This window comes from Pseudescherichia sp. (assembly GCF_031998825.1).
Lineage (GTDB): Bacteria > Pseudomonadota > Gammaproteobacteria > Enterobacterales > Enterobacteriaceae > Pseudescherichia.
This window is the reverse complement of sequence record NZ_DAMACX010000039.1, coordinates 1-13954: the sequence shown is the minus strand read 5'-3', so window position 1 is coordinate 13954 and position 13954 is coordinate 1. Positions and strand designations below refer to the sequence as shown.

Here is a 13954-nt window from a genome sequence, read left to right as displayed (position 1 = left end):
TAAAAGTTATGGGGTCTCTCTTTCACCTGACAATTAGTTATGTAACAGTGAGAGGGATTGACCGACGTTATCAGGACAGTTATTAGTGATATACAGGTTTGACAAATTCGGACTGTAAAAAACCTGATTTGCTGATTTTTCACGGTATTTTAATGTTTGCCTGCTAGCGCTTATCGCTCTGTACCCTGCTTTCTCTGCTCAACAGAGCCACGCGCCAAATAACAAACTGGTAACATTGATTTTCTGTATGAATGCAAATCCGGCTTCTTCCCAACAGTCTTAAGCATAAGGCGCTAAGGAGACCGTAAATGGCTGATAAGAAAGCTACCCTCACCTACAATGGTGGCGATGCTATTGAACTGGATGTGCTACAGGGCACGCTCGGTCAGGACGTTATTGATGTCCGTACACTCGGCTCAAAAGGGGTATTCACTTTTGACCCAGGTTTCACCTCTACCGCATCCTGCGAATCTAAAATCACCTTTATCGACGGTGACGAAGGCATTCTGCTCCATCGCGGTTTCCCGATTGACCAGCTGGCAACCGAATCCAACTACCTGGAAGTGTGCTACATCCTGCTGAAGGGTGAGAAGCCGACCCAGGCCGAGTTTGACGAGTTTAAAACCATCGTCACGCGTCACACCATGATCCACGAGCAGATCACCCGTCTGTTCCACGGCTTCCGTCGCGACTCCCACCCGATGGCGGTGCTGTGCGGTGTGACCGGCGCGCTGGCGGCGTTCTACCACGACTCGCTGGATGTGAACAATCCGCGCCACCGCGAGATTGCCGCGTTCCGCCTGCTGTCCAAAATGCCAACCGTAGCAGCAATGTGTTACAAGTACTCGATTGGCCAGCCGTTTGTTTACCCGCGCAATGACCTCTCCTACGCGGGCAACTTCCTGAACATGATGTTCTCTACCCCGTGCGAGAAGTATGAGGTTAACCCGGTGCTGGAACGCGCCATGGACCGCATCCTGATCCTGCACGCCGATCACGAGCAGAACGCCTCCACCTCTACGGTACGTACCGCTGGCTCCTCGGGTGCTAACCCGTTTGCCTGTATCGCGGCCGGTATCGCCTCCCTGTGGGGACCGGCGCACGGCGGCGCAAACGAAGCGGCACTGAAGATGCTGGAAGAGATCAGCACCGTTGAGCACATTCCGGAATTCGTGCGTCGTGCCAAAGATAAAAACGACTCTTTCCGCCTGATGGGCTTTGGTCATCGTGTTTATAAAAACTATGACCCGCGCGCCACTGTAATGCGTGAAACCTGCCATGAAGTGCTGAAAGAGCTGGGAACCAAAGACGATCTGCTGCAGGTGGCGATGGAGCTTGAGCACATTGCGCTCAACGACCCGTACTTCATCGAGAAGAAACTCTACCCGAACGTCGATTTCTACTCCGGCATTATCCTGAAAGCGATGGGTATTCCATCCTCCATGTTTACCGTTATCTTCGCGATGGCGCGTACCGTTGGCTGGATCGCCCACTGGAACGAAATGCATGACGACGGCATCAAAATTGCCCGTCCGCGCCAGCTCTACACCGGCTACGAACAGCGCGATTTCAAATCCGATCTGCAGAACCACTAATCTGCCCTGCCCGGCGGCGTTGCGCTGCCGGGCCTATTTTTGGCATCCCGGACACCAATAAAATGGCCGTGATGACAGGGTCGTTTTTTCGATTACTCCCCCGCAGCGACTGCACGCCTTACCCGCCCGATGAAACACGTTAAAACGAAACAGCGCCCCATGATGGCGTTTCTCATTGACCTTGCCACGCGTGCGGTAGGAGAGACGCGGCACCTCTAACAGCGCGTTGGCCAGGGCATCCAGCTGCGTCTCGCTGAGATCGGCGGCGCGGTGAGTGGGTGCCAGCTCGGTAGCCCACAGAATTTCGATCCGCAGATAGTTACCCAGCCCGGCGAGAAAAGCCTGATCCAGCAGCAACCCGGAAAACTGACGGCGGCGAAAACGGGGTGAAATCAGCCGCTCTTTGACCATCGCAACGTCCAGATCGGGATCGAGCACGTCCGGCCCTACACGCTGTAAAAAGGGGTGAACGGCCAGCTGCTCCGGGGTCAGCATCTCAATATCCGAGGCGCTGTAGAGCAGGATAACTTTATCGGCGGCGGCCAGTTTGACCCGCAGGATGCGCGTCGTTTGCAGCTCTTCACCCGCCTTCACGACTCGCCAGACGCCATAGAGCTGGTTGTGGCTGTAGAGGGTCATGCCGCCAGAGAAATGCGTCAGCAGCGCTTTACCGCGCGTTTCGATACGCTCGACGTGCTGCCCGGCGAGCTGCGACTCCCAGGGCTTCAGATGTTCATAGGCAAACCAGGCTTCGGTGAGCGGCTTGCCCTGGATGGCTTTTTCAAGGCTGTCCGCCGCCCGGCGGATCTCGGGGCCTTCCGGCATAGCTTCTCCTTACTCATTTAACTGGCGGTGACGGTGATATGCCTGGCGGCAAAGGCCTCGCGCAGGCTGCGGGCAAAGGCCAGGGCGTGCTCGCCGTCGCCGTGCAGGCATACCGTCTGGGCGTTAACCTTCGTCCACTGGCCCTGAATGTTTTTCACCCGCCCGGCCTGCACCATCTCCAGGGTTTGCGTCAGGGCCTGGGCTTCATCGCTAATCAGCGCCCCCGGCTGTGTGCGCGGCACCAGCGATCCGTCGCTCATATAGCCCCGGTCGGCAAAGACCTCTTCCCGGGTTTGCAGACCGTAACGCTCCCCGGCGCGGATAAGCTCGCTGCCCGCCAGCCCAACCAGAATCAAATCGGGATCGCAGGCGTGCACCGCTCGGGCAATCGCATCGGCGAGCGCAGGATCCTTCGCCGCCTGGTTATAAAGCATGCCGTGCGGCTTAACGTGCCTCATCGTCCCGCCTTCAGCGTGCACAATCGCCGCCAGCGCCCCCGCCTGGTAGAGGGTTTGCGCATAGACGGTCTCCGGCGGCAAAGTCATCGCCGTACGGCCAAAGTTCTGCCTGTCGGGAAAGCTGGGATGCGCGCCCACCGCCACGCCGTTCTTCAACGCCTCGCGGACGCAGGTCAGCATGGTTTGCGCATCGCCCGCGTGAAAGCCGCAGGCGATGTTGGCCGAGGAGACCAGCTGTAGCAGAGCGCTGTCGCTAGCGCTCCCCTCCCCGAGGTCGGCGTTGAGATCAATCTTCAGCACGCAGACCTCGCGTCAGCTGGTCAAGGAATAGCCGCTGCTCGCGGCGGGCACGGAGCGCATCCTCCAGGGTACAGGGAACAAGGTGGATAGGATCGCCAAGACGAATCTGTCCCAGATGATACATGTCCGCCTCGATAATGCAGGCAATGCGCGGATAGCCGCCGGTGGTCTGGGCATCATTCATCAGCACGATCGGCTGGCCGTTATGCGGCACCTGGATCACCCCCGGAACCAGACCGTGGGAGAGCAGCTCCCGCTCTTCACGCCGCTTCAGCTGCGGCCCCTGAAGACGATAGCCCATGCGATTACTCTGCGGGCTAAGCTGCCAGGGCAACCGCCACAGGGCCTCCTGCGAGGCGGTATTGAACGACTGGTACTCCGGCCCCGGCAGGGCGCGAATGCGGTTCCCCCACAGCAGCTGCTTCACCCCCTGCGGGCCGGAAAAGCGGCGCTCGCAGGCGCGGATCGGCAGCCGATCGCCATCCTGCAACAGCCGTCCGGCAAAGCCACCGATACCTACCTTCAGGTCGGTGCTATAGGAGCCCATCACCTCAGGCACATCGAAACCGCCCGCTACCGCCAGGTAGCTGCGCATCCCATGCCGGGGGCGTCTAAGCACCAGTCGCTGACCAGCGCGGGCCTGATGCCGCCATCCGGTCCACACCGCCTTGTCGTCCAGCGTCGCGTCGCAGCCCGCACCGGTGAGGGCAAACCAGCCGTCATGGGCGAACTCAAACTCGCACTGCCCTAGCGTCATCTCCAGCGCCGCATCGTCGGCGGCGTTGCCCACCAGCGCGTTGGCAATCTCCAGCGCCGGGGCATCCAGTGCGCCGCAGTAGCTGATGCCGGACTGGCGCAGCCCCTTGCGTTTGCCGCCCTGCACCGAGGTGTACATCCCGGCGCGAATTACCGTCAGCATACGCCCTCCTTTTGCGGAACAAAGCGCACCCGGTCGCCGGGGCGCAATAGTACGGGATCGTTATTATCAGGATCGAACAGCGCCAGCGGCGTATGGCCAATTAGCTGCCAGCCCCCCGGCGTTGCCAGGGGGTAGATCCCGGTCTGCTCTCCGCCGATACCCACCGAACCGGCGGGTACAGAGAGGCGCGGCTCTGCCCGGCGCGGCGTATGCAGCGCCTCCGGGAGGCCCCCCAGATAGGGGAAGCCCGGCTGGAAGCCGAGGAACCAGACCACGTACTCGGTGGAGGCATGCAGCTCAACCACCTGCCTTTCGCTAAGACGGCTGTGCTCTGCCACCACGGGCAGATCCGGCCCCGCCGCGCCGCCGTAGACTACCGGGATCTCAATAAAGCGCGACTCTGGCTCCAGAGCCTCGCTCTCCTCCCACCAGCGCTGTAGCCGCTCGATGGCGTCCAGGGCCCTCTCCTGCGGATCCGCCAGCACAACGGTGACGTTGTTCATGCCGGGGATCACATCGACAACATTGGGCAGTTCGACCACCCGCTGGGCCAGTCGCCAGATGCGTTTCTGGCTGGCCAGGGTTACCGGAGGCTCAAGCTCCAGAACCACGGCGGTCTCACCTAACAGATAACAACGCGCTCGCTGCACTTAGTCCCCCTTGCATCATGCTGGATTGGGAATATCAATAAATGTGACGTCTAAATCTGTATTTTCGGTCAGCCACTCGCTGAGCGCGCGGATGCCGCCGCGTTCGGTGGCGTGATGCCCCGCCGCGTAGAAGTGCAGCCCCTGCTCCCGGGCGCTGTGGATGGTCTGCTCGGAGACCTCGCCGGTGATAAAGGCATCGACGCCGAAACGGGCGGCGCTGTCGATAAAGCTCTGGCCGCCGCCGGTACACCATGCCACGCGACGAACTTCCGCCGGACCGGTATCGCCGCTCCACAGCGGTCGACGGCCAAGCCGGGCTTCAATCCACGACGCCAGCTCGAGGCCAGGGACCGGCATCGCCAGCTCGCCCCAGGGCACCAGCGGCTCAATTTCGCCTTTCACGGTAATGCCTAACAGCGCCGCCAACTGAACGTTATTTCCCAGCTCCGGGTGGGCATCCAGCGGCAGGTGCCAGCCGTAGAGGTTAATATCGTTGGCGAGCAGGGCCTTGAGGCGGTTGCGCTTCATGCCGCGAATAACCGGAGATTCGCCTTTCCAGAAATAGCCGTGATGGACGATGATCGCATCGGCCTGCTGGCGGATTGCTTCATCGATCAACGCCTGGCTGGCCGTTACGCCGGTAATAATCTTTCGTACTTCGTCACGCCCCTCGACCTGCAGGCCGTTGGGGGCGTAGTCACTGAAGGTCGCGCTGTTAAGCTTGTCATTAATCAGGCGTTCCAGTTCGGTGTTGTTCATCATCCCTCTCTACGATTTTCTTGCGGCTTCATACGCGGCCAGGGTGGCCGTGCGGGCCTGTTTATGATCGACCACCGGGCGGGGATAGTCCAGCGTCACGCCCTGCTTATCCGCCCATGCCCAGGGATTGTGCAGCGATGCCTCAGGCACCTCCGCCAGCTCGGGCAGCCACTGACGGATAAACTGCCCGCGCTTATCAAATTTTTCGCCCTGGGTGGTGGGGTTAAAGATGCGAAAATAGGGCGCGGCATCGGTACCGGTTGACGCCGCCCACTGCCAGCCGCCGTTGTTGGCGGCCAGATCGCCATCAATAAGCTGAGAGATAAAATAGCGCTCTCCGACGCGCCAGTCGATCAGTAAGTCTTTCACCAGAAAGCTGGCGGTAATCATCCGCAGGCGGTTATGCATCCAGCCGGTATTATTCATCTGCCGCATCGCTGCATCGACAATAGGGTAGCCGGTGCGCCCCGCCTGCCAGGCTTGCACATGTTCCGGGTGACGTTGCCACTGCACGCGTTCGGTCCAGGGGATAAAGGGTCGATGCTTGCAGAGATCGGGATACCAGGTCATCAGATGACGGTAAAAGTCGCGCCAGATAAGCTCATTCAGCCAGACCGCGCCCTTACCGCCGCTCAGCGCCTCGGGCTGCTCCGCCAGCAGCCGATGCAGGCACTGGCGCGGAGAGATGACCCCCAGCGCCAGGCAGGCTGAGAGCCGGCTGGTGGCATCAAGCGCGGGGAAATCGCGCTGGGCCTCATACTCCCCTACTTCGCTCCGGCAAAACTCGCGCAGCCGCTCAACGGCCGCCTGCTCCGTCGCCGGAAAGAGGCTGGCATCGAAATCCTGCTGCGGGTAGGTGAGAGTGAGCGACTTCAGGGGGTCGCTTAGCGCCCCGCCTTCACGCACGGCGGGCGCAGGCACGCATTCGGGTAGATCCTCCCGGAGCCTGCGTAGAAAAGCGTTTTTATAGGGCGTAAAGACTTTATACATCTGCCGATCGCCGGTCATCACGCTGCCGGGGGCAAGCATAACGCTGTCATCCAGCCCCTGGCAGGCTATATCCGGCAAAGCCCTCTCGACGGCAGCATCGCGCTGACGTTCGTTAAGTTCGTACTGATAGTTGTAGAAGAGGTGCGTAACGCCGTGCTCCTCGCAAACCTTTTTTACCGCCCCCACGCTGGCGTCAAAATCGTCTACCTCGACGAACAGCAGCGGGATCCCCTTCTCCGCCAGCCCCTGCTGAAGACTGTGAAGATGGGACTGTATATACGCCGCCTGCCGCGCCGCCATCTCGTGCTTCTCCCACTGTTTAGGCGTCGAGATAAAGAGTGCCAGCACCTTCGCGTGGCGATCGCGGCAGGCGGCAGCGAGGGCAAGGTTATCCTTCACGCGAAGATCCGCGCGAAACCAGACCAGATGGGTGGTCATACAGCTCCTGAATTAGTGTCCGTAACGAAGGCGCAGGGTCTCTGGCCACGGGTCAAAGTAGCGCTGCCCGGCGAGATACGCATCGGGGAATTCAGCCATGTAGTGCTTGAGCAGCGTCACCGGGGCGAGCAGCGGCTGGGTACCCTGCCGATAGCGCTCGATGAGTGAAGACAGCTCCTCGCGCTGGCGGGCGTTCAGCTGCTTGCGGAAGTAGCCCTGAACATGCATCAGCACGTTGGTGTGGTTGCGTCGGGTGGCCTGATGAGAGAGCAGATCCATCAGCCGCTGGCGATACTCAACAAACCACTCATCGAGAGATTCCCACTCGTGAATGGCTGCCACAAAGCGCCCCAGCTCGCGGTACTTCGGCTGGGAGTGGGCCAGCAGCAGCAGCTTGTAGCGGCTGTGGTAGGCGATCAGCTCCCCGCGCGTCAGCCCACGCTCGCGTACGCCGTTAAGCTCGTGCAGGGCGTAGATACGCTCGACAAAGTTTTCGCGGATCAGCGGATCGTGCAGACGACCATCCTCTTCTACGGGCAGCCAGGGATAGGTTTGCATTAATATTTCGGTATAGATCCCGCGCCCGGCTTTGCGGTTATTTTTGCCGTCGGCATCGTAGACGCGCACCCGCTCCATGCCGCAGCTGGGTGATTTTGCGCAGACGATATAGCCGCAGAGATGATCAAACTGGCTGATGCGCTTCTGCGCATAGCTCTGCATTGACTGAGTCAGATCGCCCTCGCGTCCGTCACTAAAGCGCAGCGCCGGATCGCCTTCAGGCGTTTTAACCAGCCGCAGTGCCGGACGGGGAACCGGCAGGCCAATGGCCATCTCCGGGCAGACCGGCTCAAAACGGACTAACGGCGACAGCTCCTCAACGGCAAAGGCCAGTCGCTTGTGCCCGCCGTCAAAACGCACGGTTTCCCCTAACAGACAGGCACTGATGCCAACAGGGATTTTTTCACTCATAGCGGCTCCTTATAGACTCTCCGTAAGTGTAGCCGGAGTGACAAGGAATTCGCGATGGTTATAACAAGATGCCAATAAATAAATGTGGCCTATCGGAGCTGATAAAATACACATGCCTGCTTTTTAAACATAAGCGGTACTGAAAACTTTCCACACCCGGTCTGTTGAAGAAGTTTGTCGAGCACGACGGCATCAGCCTCACTGACGCCAGGGTAATCGAGATGGGTATACATTTTTAACTCTTCGACGGAACAGACTCGCCGCGCAGCGGTAAACAGGCCCCATGCATCCAGCGCTTTATATGTCGCTGGGCTTATAGCTATTATCAGTTTCTCAATAATATTAATTTTTTCGCGTATCGATTCAATTGCAGTTTGCGCATCAACGCTTTTTGATTTTATCCAGATACAATCATGATGAAAAAGCCTGTTTCTGTAATCCCTAATCTCTTTTAAAAGATTAAGCACTTTGCGACGCGCTTCTGTTGGACGGTGGTCAATCACGCTAAGCCTTCTGAACGCTTTAGTCAGTGACAATGGCCAGAGGTAGAGGTGTTTATCTGCATTAAGATCGGTATGCCATGCCTCAAGCAGTACCGCTTCCCATGTGCTAAACGTGGTAGCAGCAATAATATCATCATGCCCAAACCCAGAGGCTGAGGAAGCTGCCTCAGATGGGCTATTGGATCCCAAGCATGCCGCCTGTTTGTTTTTGCCTCTCTTTCTTAATGTCAGCTCTGCGCTCCGAATACCCTTAATAAATTTTGTATGATTATCTTTCGTATCATCATAGCGAACAGTATTCCACCAATGTTCGCCAAATCGCTCTTTCGCCGCCTTGTCGATTGAATTACGTAAAATCAACTCCAGCTGTTGCACAAGGGGATAAAGCGAAGCTGCTGCATTCTGTAACCAGATAGTAAAGCCATATATTTCTACTGGGGATTGAATAGTAAAGGTTCGTTCAATGGTAGCCAGCCGGGCTGGGGATAATAACGAGAGAATGGGTGCGTAATCCGGTATGCTTCCTGGCATAGTCGCTCCTGCTCCTGATGGTGGTTGTGTTTTTTTAGACCTAACTCCAAATAACCTCACTGTTGACCGGCTTATCGCTCTGCGCTAATCTGACCTCATAACGTTAGCCAATGCCGAATCATCCCCCATGCTGCATGGGTTCTAGTGAAAGCATATCAGGCAAAAGTTTTGAAAACCCCGGCTCTGCTGGGGTTTTTCACATTCCACGCATAAAAAAACCGCCCCGAAGGGCGGTTTGCTTAGCTGCTGTGTGGGCTTTGCCCTTTAATAAAAATCGCAGGTCACTTTTTCGGCCTGATCCATCCATACCGGCTTGTCGCTGGTTTTCGCCCAGACGCGGTGCAGATAGCTATAAAAACGGGCGCGATCCTTCCAGAACAGCATAAACGGCAGCGCCGCTATGCCTGCCACGACGGCAAAAACGCGACGGGCAACGATCACATGTGCTGGATAATCTTGATATAAAGACATACGTTCTCCCCCTTTTTACCCCGTCATCCTTCACGAGGCTGGCGTGTCGGTCATGTTCACCGGAATAATCAATTAGCTTTACTGGTTAAAATAGTACCGCTTTGTCGGTAATTTTACTACTCATCCGACCACTATTTTTTCACCGTTGCGGTGATATTTACATTTCTCCCGTAGGAAAGTTACAAAACAGTTAAATTAATACTAAACATTAGTTAAATTGTGCCTTTGTGATTTTTATACTTTTTTTACATCCTCCCCGCCAATTTTTGCAAAATCTTTGCGCCGGAAAACCTACCTTCACTGCACATCCTAAGAACACCACGGAGGTGGAGTGTGAGTGCAGGCGTAATAACCGGTGTGGTACTGGTTTTCCTGTTGTTGGGCTATCTGGTCTATGCCCTGATTAACGCGGAGGCCTTCTGATGGCGGCGCAGGCGTTTTTACTGATAGCCAGCTTTCTCCTGGTGCTGTTTCTGCTGGCGCGGCCGCTGGGGACGCTGCTGGCGAGGCTGATTGCGGATAAATCCCTGCCGGGCACCGCAACCCTTGAGCGCGGTCTCTGGCGCATCACCGGCATCCAGCCGAAGGAGATGACGTGGCGTCACTATTTGCTGGCAATCCTTGCCATTAACCTGCTCGGCGTGCTGGCTCTGTTTCTGATCCTGCTGTTTCAGGCGCAGCTGCCATTTAACCCACAGCAGTTGCCTGGCCTCTCCTGGCATCTGGCCCTGAACACTGCCGTGAGCTTTGTGGCGAACACCAACTGGCAATCCTACAGCGGCGAGAGCACGCTGAGCTACTTCAGCCAGATGATCGGCCTGACGGTGCAGAACTTCCTCTCTGCTGCCAGCGGGATGGCGGTGATCTTCGCCCTGATCCGCGCATTTTCCCGCAAAAGCGTCAACACCCTGGGCAACGCCTGGGTGGATATTACCCGCATTACCCTGTGGGTGCTGCTCCCCCTCTCGCTGCTGCTGGCGCTGGTGTTCATTCAGCAAGGAGTCCTGCAAAATCTCAACGCCTACCAGGCCTATACCTCGCTGGAGGGCGTTAAGGGCCTGCTGCCGATGGGGCCGGTCGCGTCTCAGGAGGCGATCAAGATGCTGGGGACCAACGGCGGCGGCTTCTTTAACGCCAACTCTGCACATCCGTTTGAGAACCCGACGGCGCTAACCAACTTCCTGCAGATGCTGGCCATTTTCCTGATACCCACCGCGCTCTGCTTCGCCTTCGGTGAGGCGGTCGGTGACCGCCGCCAGGGCCACGCCATTCTCTGGGCGATGGCGATTATTTTTGTCATCTGCGCCGGACTGGTGATGTGGGCCGAGCTAAACGGCAACCTGCATCTCCTGACGCTGGGAGCGGACGGCACCGCCAATATGGAAGGAAAAGAGAGCCGCTTTGGCATCCTCGCCAGCAGCCTCTTTGCGGTGGTGACCACTGCCGCCTCCTGCGGCGCGGTCAATGCGATGCACGACTCCTTTACTGCCCTGGGCGGCATGGTGCCACTGTGGCTGATGCAGGTTGGCGAGGTGGTCTTTGGCGGCGTCGGTTCGGGCCTCTACGGGATGCTGCTCTTTGTGCTGCTGGCGGTGTTTATCGCCGGGCTGATGATCGGCCGCACGCCGGAGTACCTGGGGAAAAAGATCGACGTGCGGGAGATGAAGATGACCGCGCTGGCGATCCTCGTCACCCCTGCGCTGGTGCTGCTCGGTACGGCGCTGGCGATGATGACCGACGCCGGACGCGCGGGCATGCTTAATCCTGGAGCGCATGGCTTTAGCGAGGTGCTCTACGCCGTCTCGTCGGCGGCCAACAACAACGGCAGCGCCTTTGCCGGTCTCAGTGCCAATACCCCGTTCTGGAACTGTCTGCTGGCGTTCTGCATGTTTGTCGGCCGCTTCGGCGTGATCGTCCCGGTGATGGCCATCGCCGGATCGCTGGTGATGAAAAAGAGCCAGCCCGTCAGCCCCGGCACGCTGCCTACGCACGGCGCGCTGTTTGTTGGTCTGCTGATCGGCACCGTGCTGCTCGTTGGCGCACTGACCTTTATCCCCGCGCTGGCCTTAGGCCCAGTCGCGGAACACCTTTCCTTACGCTAAGCCTGGCGGGAGCCTTTATGAGTCGTAAGCAACTTGCCCTGTTCGAGCCCGCGCTGGTTCGCGAGGCACTACTAGCCTCTTTTGTAAAACTCAGCCCACGGGTGCAGTGGCGTAACCCGGTGATGTTTATCGTCTGGATCGGCAGCCTGCTCACTACCCTGCTGGCGATAGCGATGGCCGCAGGCTATCTCAGCGGCAGCGCAGCCTTTACCGGCGCGATTAGCCTCTGGCTCTGGTTTACCGTGCTGTTTGCCAACGTCGCCGAAGCGCTGGCCGAGGGGCGCAGCAAGGCCCAGGCCAGCAGCCTGAAGGGGGTCAACAAAACCGCCTTCGCCCGTAAGCTGCGCGCCCCGCAGTATGGCGCACCAACCGATCGCATCCCTGCCGCCGATCTGCGCCGGGGCGACGTGGTGCTGGTCGAAGCGGGAGATATCATCCCCTGCGACGGCGAGGCCATTGAGGGGGGCGCGTCGGTGGATGAGAGCGCCATTACCGGCGAGTCTGCCCCGGTGATCCGTGAATCCGGGGGCGATTTTGCCTCCGTAACCGGCGGCACGCGCATTCTCTCAGACTGGCTGGTGATCCGCTGTAGCGTCAACCCCGGCGAGACCTTCCTTGACCGGATGATTGCCATGGTCGAGGGCGCGCAGCGGCGGAAAACGCCCAACGAGATCGCGCTGACCATTCTGCTGGTGGCCCTGACGATTGTCTTCCTGCTGGCCACCGCCACCCTGTGGCCCTTCTCCGCCTGGGGCGGGACGGCGGTGAGCGTCACCGTGCTGGTCGCCCTGCTGGTGTGCCTGATCCCGACCACCATCGGGGGCCTGCTCTCTGCTATCGGCGTCGCTGGCATGAGTCGAATGCTTGGGGCGAACGTGATTGCCACCAGCGGCCGGGCGGTAGAAGCTGCGGGGGATATCGACGTGCTGCTGCTGGATAAGACCGGGACCATCACCCTCGGCAACCGTCAGGCCGCCGAATTTTTACCGGCTCGGGGAGTAGACGAGCGCACGCTGGCCGATGCGGCGCAGCTGGCGTCGCTGGCGGATGAGACCCCGGAGGGGCGCAGCATCGTGGTGCTGGCGAAGCAGCGCTTTAACCTGCGCGAGCGCGACGTCCAGAGCCTGAACGCCACCTTTGTTCCCTTTACCGCCCAGACGCGGATGAGCGGTATCAACATTCAGGATCGGCAGATCCGCAAAGGCTCGGTGGATGCCCTGCGTCGTCACATTGCCGCTAACGGCGGCGAGTTTCCCGCCGAGGTCGAGGCGCTGGTTGAACAGGTGGCGAGCCGGGGCGCGACGCCGCTGGTGGTCGCCGAGGGCAACCGCGTGCTGGGCATCATTCCCCTGAAGGACGTGGTAAAAGGTGGGATCAAAGCCCGCTTCGCCCAGCTGCGCAAGATGGGCATCAAAACGGTGATGATCACCGGCGATAACCGCCTCACCGCCGCCGCGATTGCCGCCGAGGCGGGGGTCGATGACTTTCTGGCGGAAGCCACGCCGGAAGCCAAGCTGGCACTTATCCGCCAGTATCAGGCCGAAGGTCGGCTGGTGGCGATGACCGGCGACGGCACCAACGATGCCCCAGCGCTGGCCCAGGCCGACGTGGCGGTGGCAATGAACTCCGGCACCCAGGCGGCAAAGGAGGCAGGGAATATGGTGGATCTCGACTCCAACCCCACCAAGCTGATCGAGGTGGTGCATATCGGTAAACAGATGCTGATGACCCGCGGCTCGCTGACCACCTTCAGCATCGCCAACGACGTGGCGAAGTATTTCGCCATTATCCCCGCCGCGTTTGCAGTCACCTACCCGCCGCTCAACGCCCTGAATATTATGCATCTCCACTCACCCAGCTCGGCGATCCTGAGCGCGGTGATCTTCAATGCGTTGATTATTATCGTCCTGATCCCGCTGGCCTTAAAAGGGGTGAGCTATACGCCGCTCTCGGCCCAGGCGATGCTGCGCCGTAATCTGTGGATCTACGGCCTGGGCGGGCTGATCGTGCCCTTTATCGGTATCAAAGCCATCGATCTCCTGTTAACGCTTTTTGGCCTGGTCTAAGAGGATCACACCATGACGTCACTTCGTTCCGCGTTTCTGCTATTGGTGCTGTTAACGCTGATCACCGGCGGGCTCTATCCGCTGGTCACCACCCTGCTCGGCCAGGGACTGTTTCCGGCGCAGGCCAACGGCTCGCTGATCCTGGAGGATAATCAGATCCGTGGCTCGCATCTGATCGGCCAGGACTTTACTGCGCCGGGCTACTTCCACGGTCGCCCTTCCGCTACCGCTGACGCCCCCTATAATCCGCTGGCCTCCGGGGGCAGCAACCTGGCGGGCAGCAATCCGGCGCTTGATGAGGCGATTACCGCCCGCGTCGCGGCGCTGCGGGCCGCCAACCCGCAGGCTAACCCGCGCGTGCCGGTCGAACTGGTCACC

14 protein-coding genes are annotated in these 13954 nt (G+C 59.1%); 5 read left to right on the top strand and 9 right to left on the bottom strand.

Annotated elements, in window-relative coordinates:
- Positions 1–308: 308 nt before the first annotated feature.
- Complete coding sequence (locus RTP97_RS16310; protein WP_312415508.1) at positions 309–1595, top strand: citrate synthase; 1287 nt, start codon at positions 309–311, stop codon at positions 1593–1595.
- 33 nt (positions 1596–1628) lie between these two features.
- Here the strand turns inward: RTP97_RS16310 and nei are convergent, their stop codons facing one another.
- The 9 genes from nei to RTP97_RS16265 form a co-directional block, all read right to left on the bottom strand.
- Complete coding sequence (gene nei, locus RTP97_RS16305; protein ID WP_312415506.1) at positions 1629–2420, bottom strand: endonuclease VIII; 792 nt, start codon at positions 2418–2420, stop codon at positions 1629–1631.
- 17 nt (positions 2421–2437) lie between these two features.
- Positions 2438–3175 (bottom strand): 5-oxoprolinase subunit PxpA, encoded by a 738-nt coding sequence (gene pxpA, locus RTP97_RS16300; protein WP_312415554.1) that lies wholly within the window; start codon positions 3173–3175, stop codon positions 2438–2440.
- Complete coding sequence (gene pxpC, locus RTP97_RS16295) at positions 3165–4097, bottom strand: 5-oxoprolinase subunit PxpC (RefSeq protein WP_312415504.1); 933 nt, start codon at positions 4095–4097, stop codon at positions 3165–3167. The genes pxpA and pxpC overlap by 11 nt, the downstream gene beginning before the upstream one ends.
- A complete protein-coding gene (gene pxpB / locus RTP97_RS16290; RefSeq protein ID WP_312415502.1) occupies positions 4091–4747 on the bottom strand; it encodes a 5-oxoprolinase subunit PxpB in 657 nt (218 codons plus the stop codon). Before pxpB ends, pxpC begins: the two co-directional genes overlap by 7 nt.
- A gap of 15 nt (positions 4748–4762) precedes the next feature.
- Positions 4763–5506: a type 2 GTP cyclohydrolase I gene (locus RTP97_RS16285; RefSeq protein ID WP_312415499.1), complete on the bottom strand. Its 744-nt coding sequence runs from the start codon at positions 5504–5506 to the stop codon at positions 4763–4765.
- A 9-nt stretch (positions 5507–5515) separates the two neighbouring features.
- Complete coding sequence (gene phrB / locus RTP97_RS16280; RefSeq protein WP_312415496.1) at positions 5516–6934, bottom strand: deoxyribodipyrimidine photo-lyase; 1419 nt, start codon at positions 6932–6934, stop codon at positions 5516–5518.
- A 12-nt stretch (positions 6935–6946) separates the two neighbouring features.
- The gene (locus tag RTP97_RS16275) at positions 6947–7903 is read right to left on the bottom strand and encodes a DUF523 and DUF1722 domain-containing protein (RefSeq protein WP_312415495.1); all 957 of its coding nucleotides are present in this window, start codon (positions 7901–7903) and stop codon (positions 6947–6949) included.
- Positions 7904–7992: 89 nt separating this feature from the next.
- Positions 7993–8937 (bottom strand): CAAX protease, encoded by a 945-nt coding sequence (locus RTP97_RS16270; protein WP_312415493.1) that lies wholly within the window; start codon positions 8935–8937, stop codon positions 7993–7995.
- A 264-nt stretch (positions 8938–9201) separates the two neighbouring features.
- A complete protein-coding gene (locus RTP97_RS16265; RefSeq protein ID WP_312211579.1) occupies positions 9202–9408 on the bottom strand; it encodes a YbfA family protein in 207 nt (68 codons plus the stop codon).
- Between the two features lie 333 nt (positions 9409–9741).
- Here RTP97_RS16265 and kdpF point away from each other — a divergent pair, with 333 nt between their 5' ends.
- From kdpF to kdpC, 4 genes are all read left to right on the top strand, one after another.
- On the top strand, positions 9742–9831 hold the full coding sequence (gene kdpF, locus RTP97_RS16260; RefSeq protein WP_042392117.1) for a K(+)-transporting ATPase subunit F: 90 nt from the start codon (positions 9742–9744) through the stop codon (positions 9829–9831).
- Positions 9831–11510, top strand: coding sequence for a potassium-transporting ATPase subunit KdpA (gene kdpA, locus RTP97_RS16255; protein ID WP_312415491.1), 1680 nt, complete (start codon positions 9831–9833; stop codon positions 11508–11510). The genes kdpF and kdpA overlap by 1 nt, the downstream gene beginning before the upstream one ends.
- Before the next feature lie 17 nt (positions 11511–11527).
- Positions 11528–13576, top strand: coding sequence for a potassium-transporting ATPase subunit KdpB (gene kdpB / locus RTP97_RS16250; protein WP_312415489.1), 2049 nt, complete (start codon positions 11528–11530; stop codon positions 13574–13576).
- A 12-nt stretch (positions 13577–13588) separates the two neighbouring features.
- A partial coding sequence (kdpC, locus tag RTP97_RS16245; RefSeq protein WP_312415487.1) for a K(+)-transporting ATPase subunit C occupies positions 13589–13954 on the top strand: 366 nt, incomplete at its 3' end.

Excerpts from the sequence above, each read along its gene's own strand:
- phrB (WP_312415496.1), bottom strand. The coding sequence starts at position 6,934 with ATGACCACCCATCTGGTCTGGTTTCGCGCGGATCTTCGCGTGAAGGAT.
- RTP97_RS16265 (WP_312211579.1), bottom strand. The coding sequence starts at position 9,408 with ATGTCTTTATATCAAGATTATCCAGCACATGTGATCGTTGCCCGTCGC.
- kdpA (WP_312415491.1), top strand. The coding sequence starts at position 9,831 with ATGGCGGCGCAGGCGTTTTTACTGATAGCCAGCTTTCTCCTGGTGCTG.
- pxpC (WP_312415504.1), bottom strand. The coding sequence starts at position 4,097 with ATGCTGACGGTAATTCGCGCCGGGATGTACACCTCGGTGCAGGGCGGC.
- RTP97_RS16310 (WP_312415508.1), top strand. The coding sequence starts at position 309 with ATGGCTGATAAGAAAGCTACCCTCACCTACAATGGTGGCGATGCTATT.
- nei (WP_312415506.1), bottom strand. The coding sequence starts at position 2,420 with ATGCCGGAAGGCCCCGAGATCCGCCGGGCGGCGGACAGCCTTGAAAAA.
- kdpB (WP_312415489.1), top strand. The coding sequence starts at position 11,528 with ATGAGTCGTAAGCAACTTGCCCTGTTCGAGCCCGCGCTGGTTCGCGAG.
- RTP97_RS16275 (WP_312415495.1), bottom strand. The coding sequence starts at position 7,903 with ATGAGTGAAAAAATCCCTGTTGGCATCAGTGCCTGTCTGTTAGGGGAA.
- RTP97_RS16285 (WP_312415499.1), bottom strand. The coding sequence starts at position 5,506 with ATGAACAACACCGAACTGGAACGCCTGATTAATGACAAGCTTAACAGC.
- RTP97_RS16270 (WP_312415493.1), bottom strand. The coding sequence starts at position 8,937 with ATGCCAGGAAGCATACCGGATTACGCACCCATTCTCTCGTTATTATCC.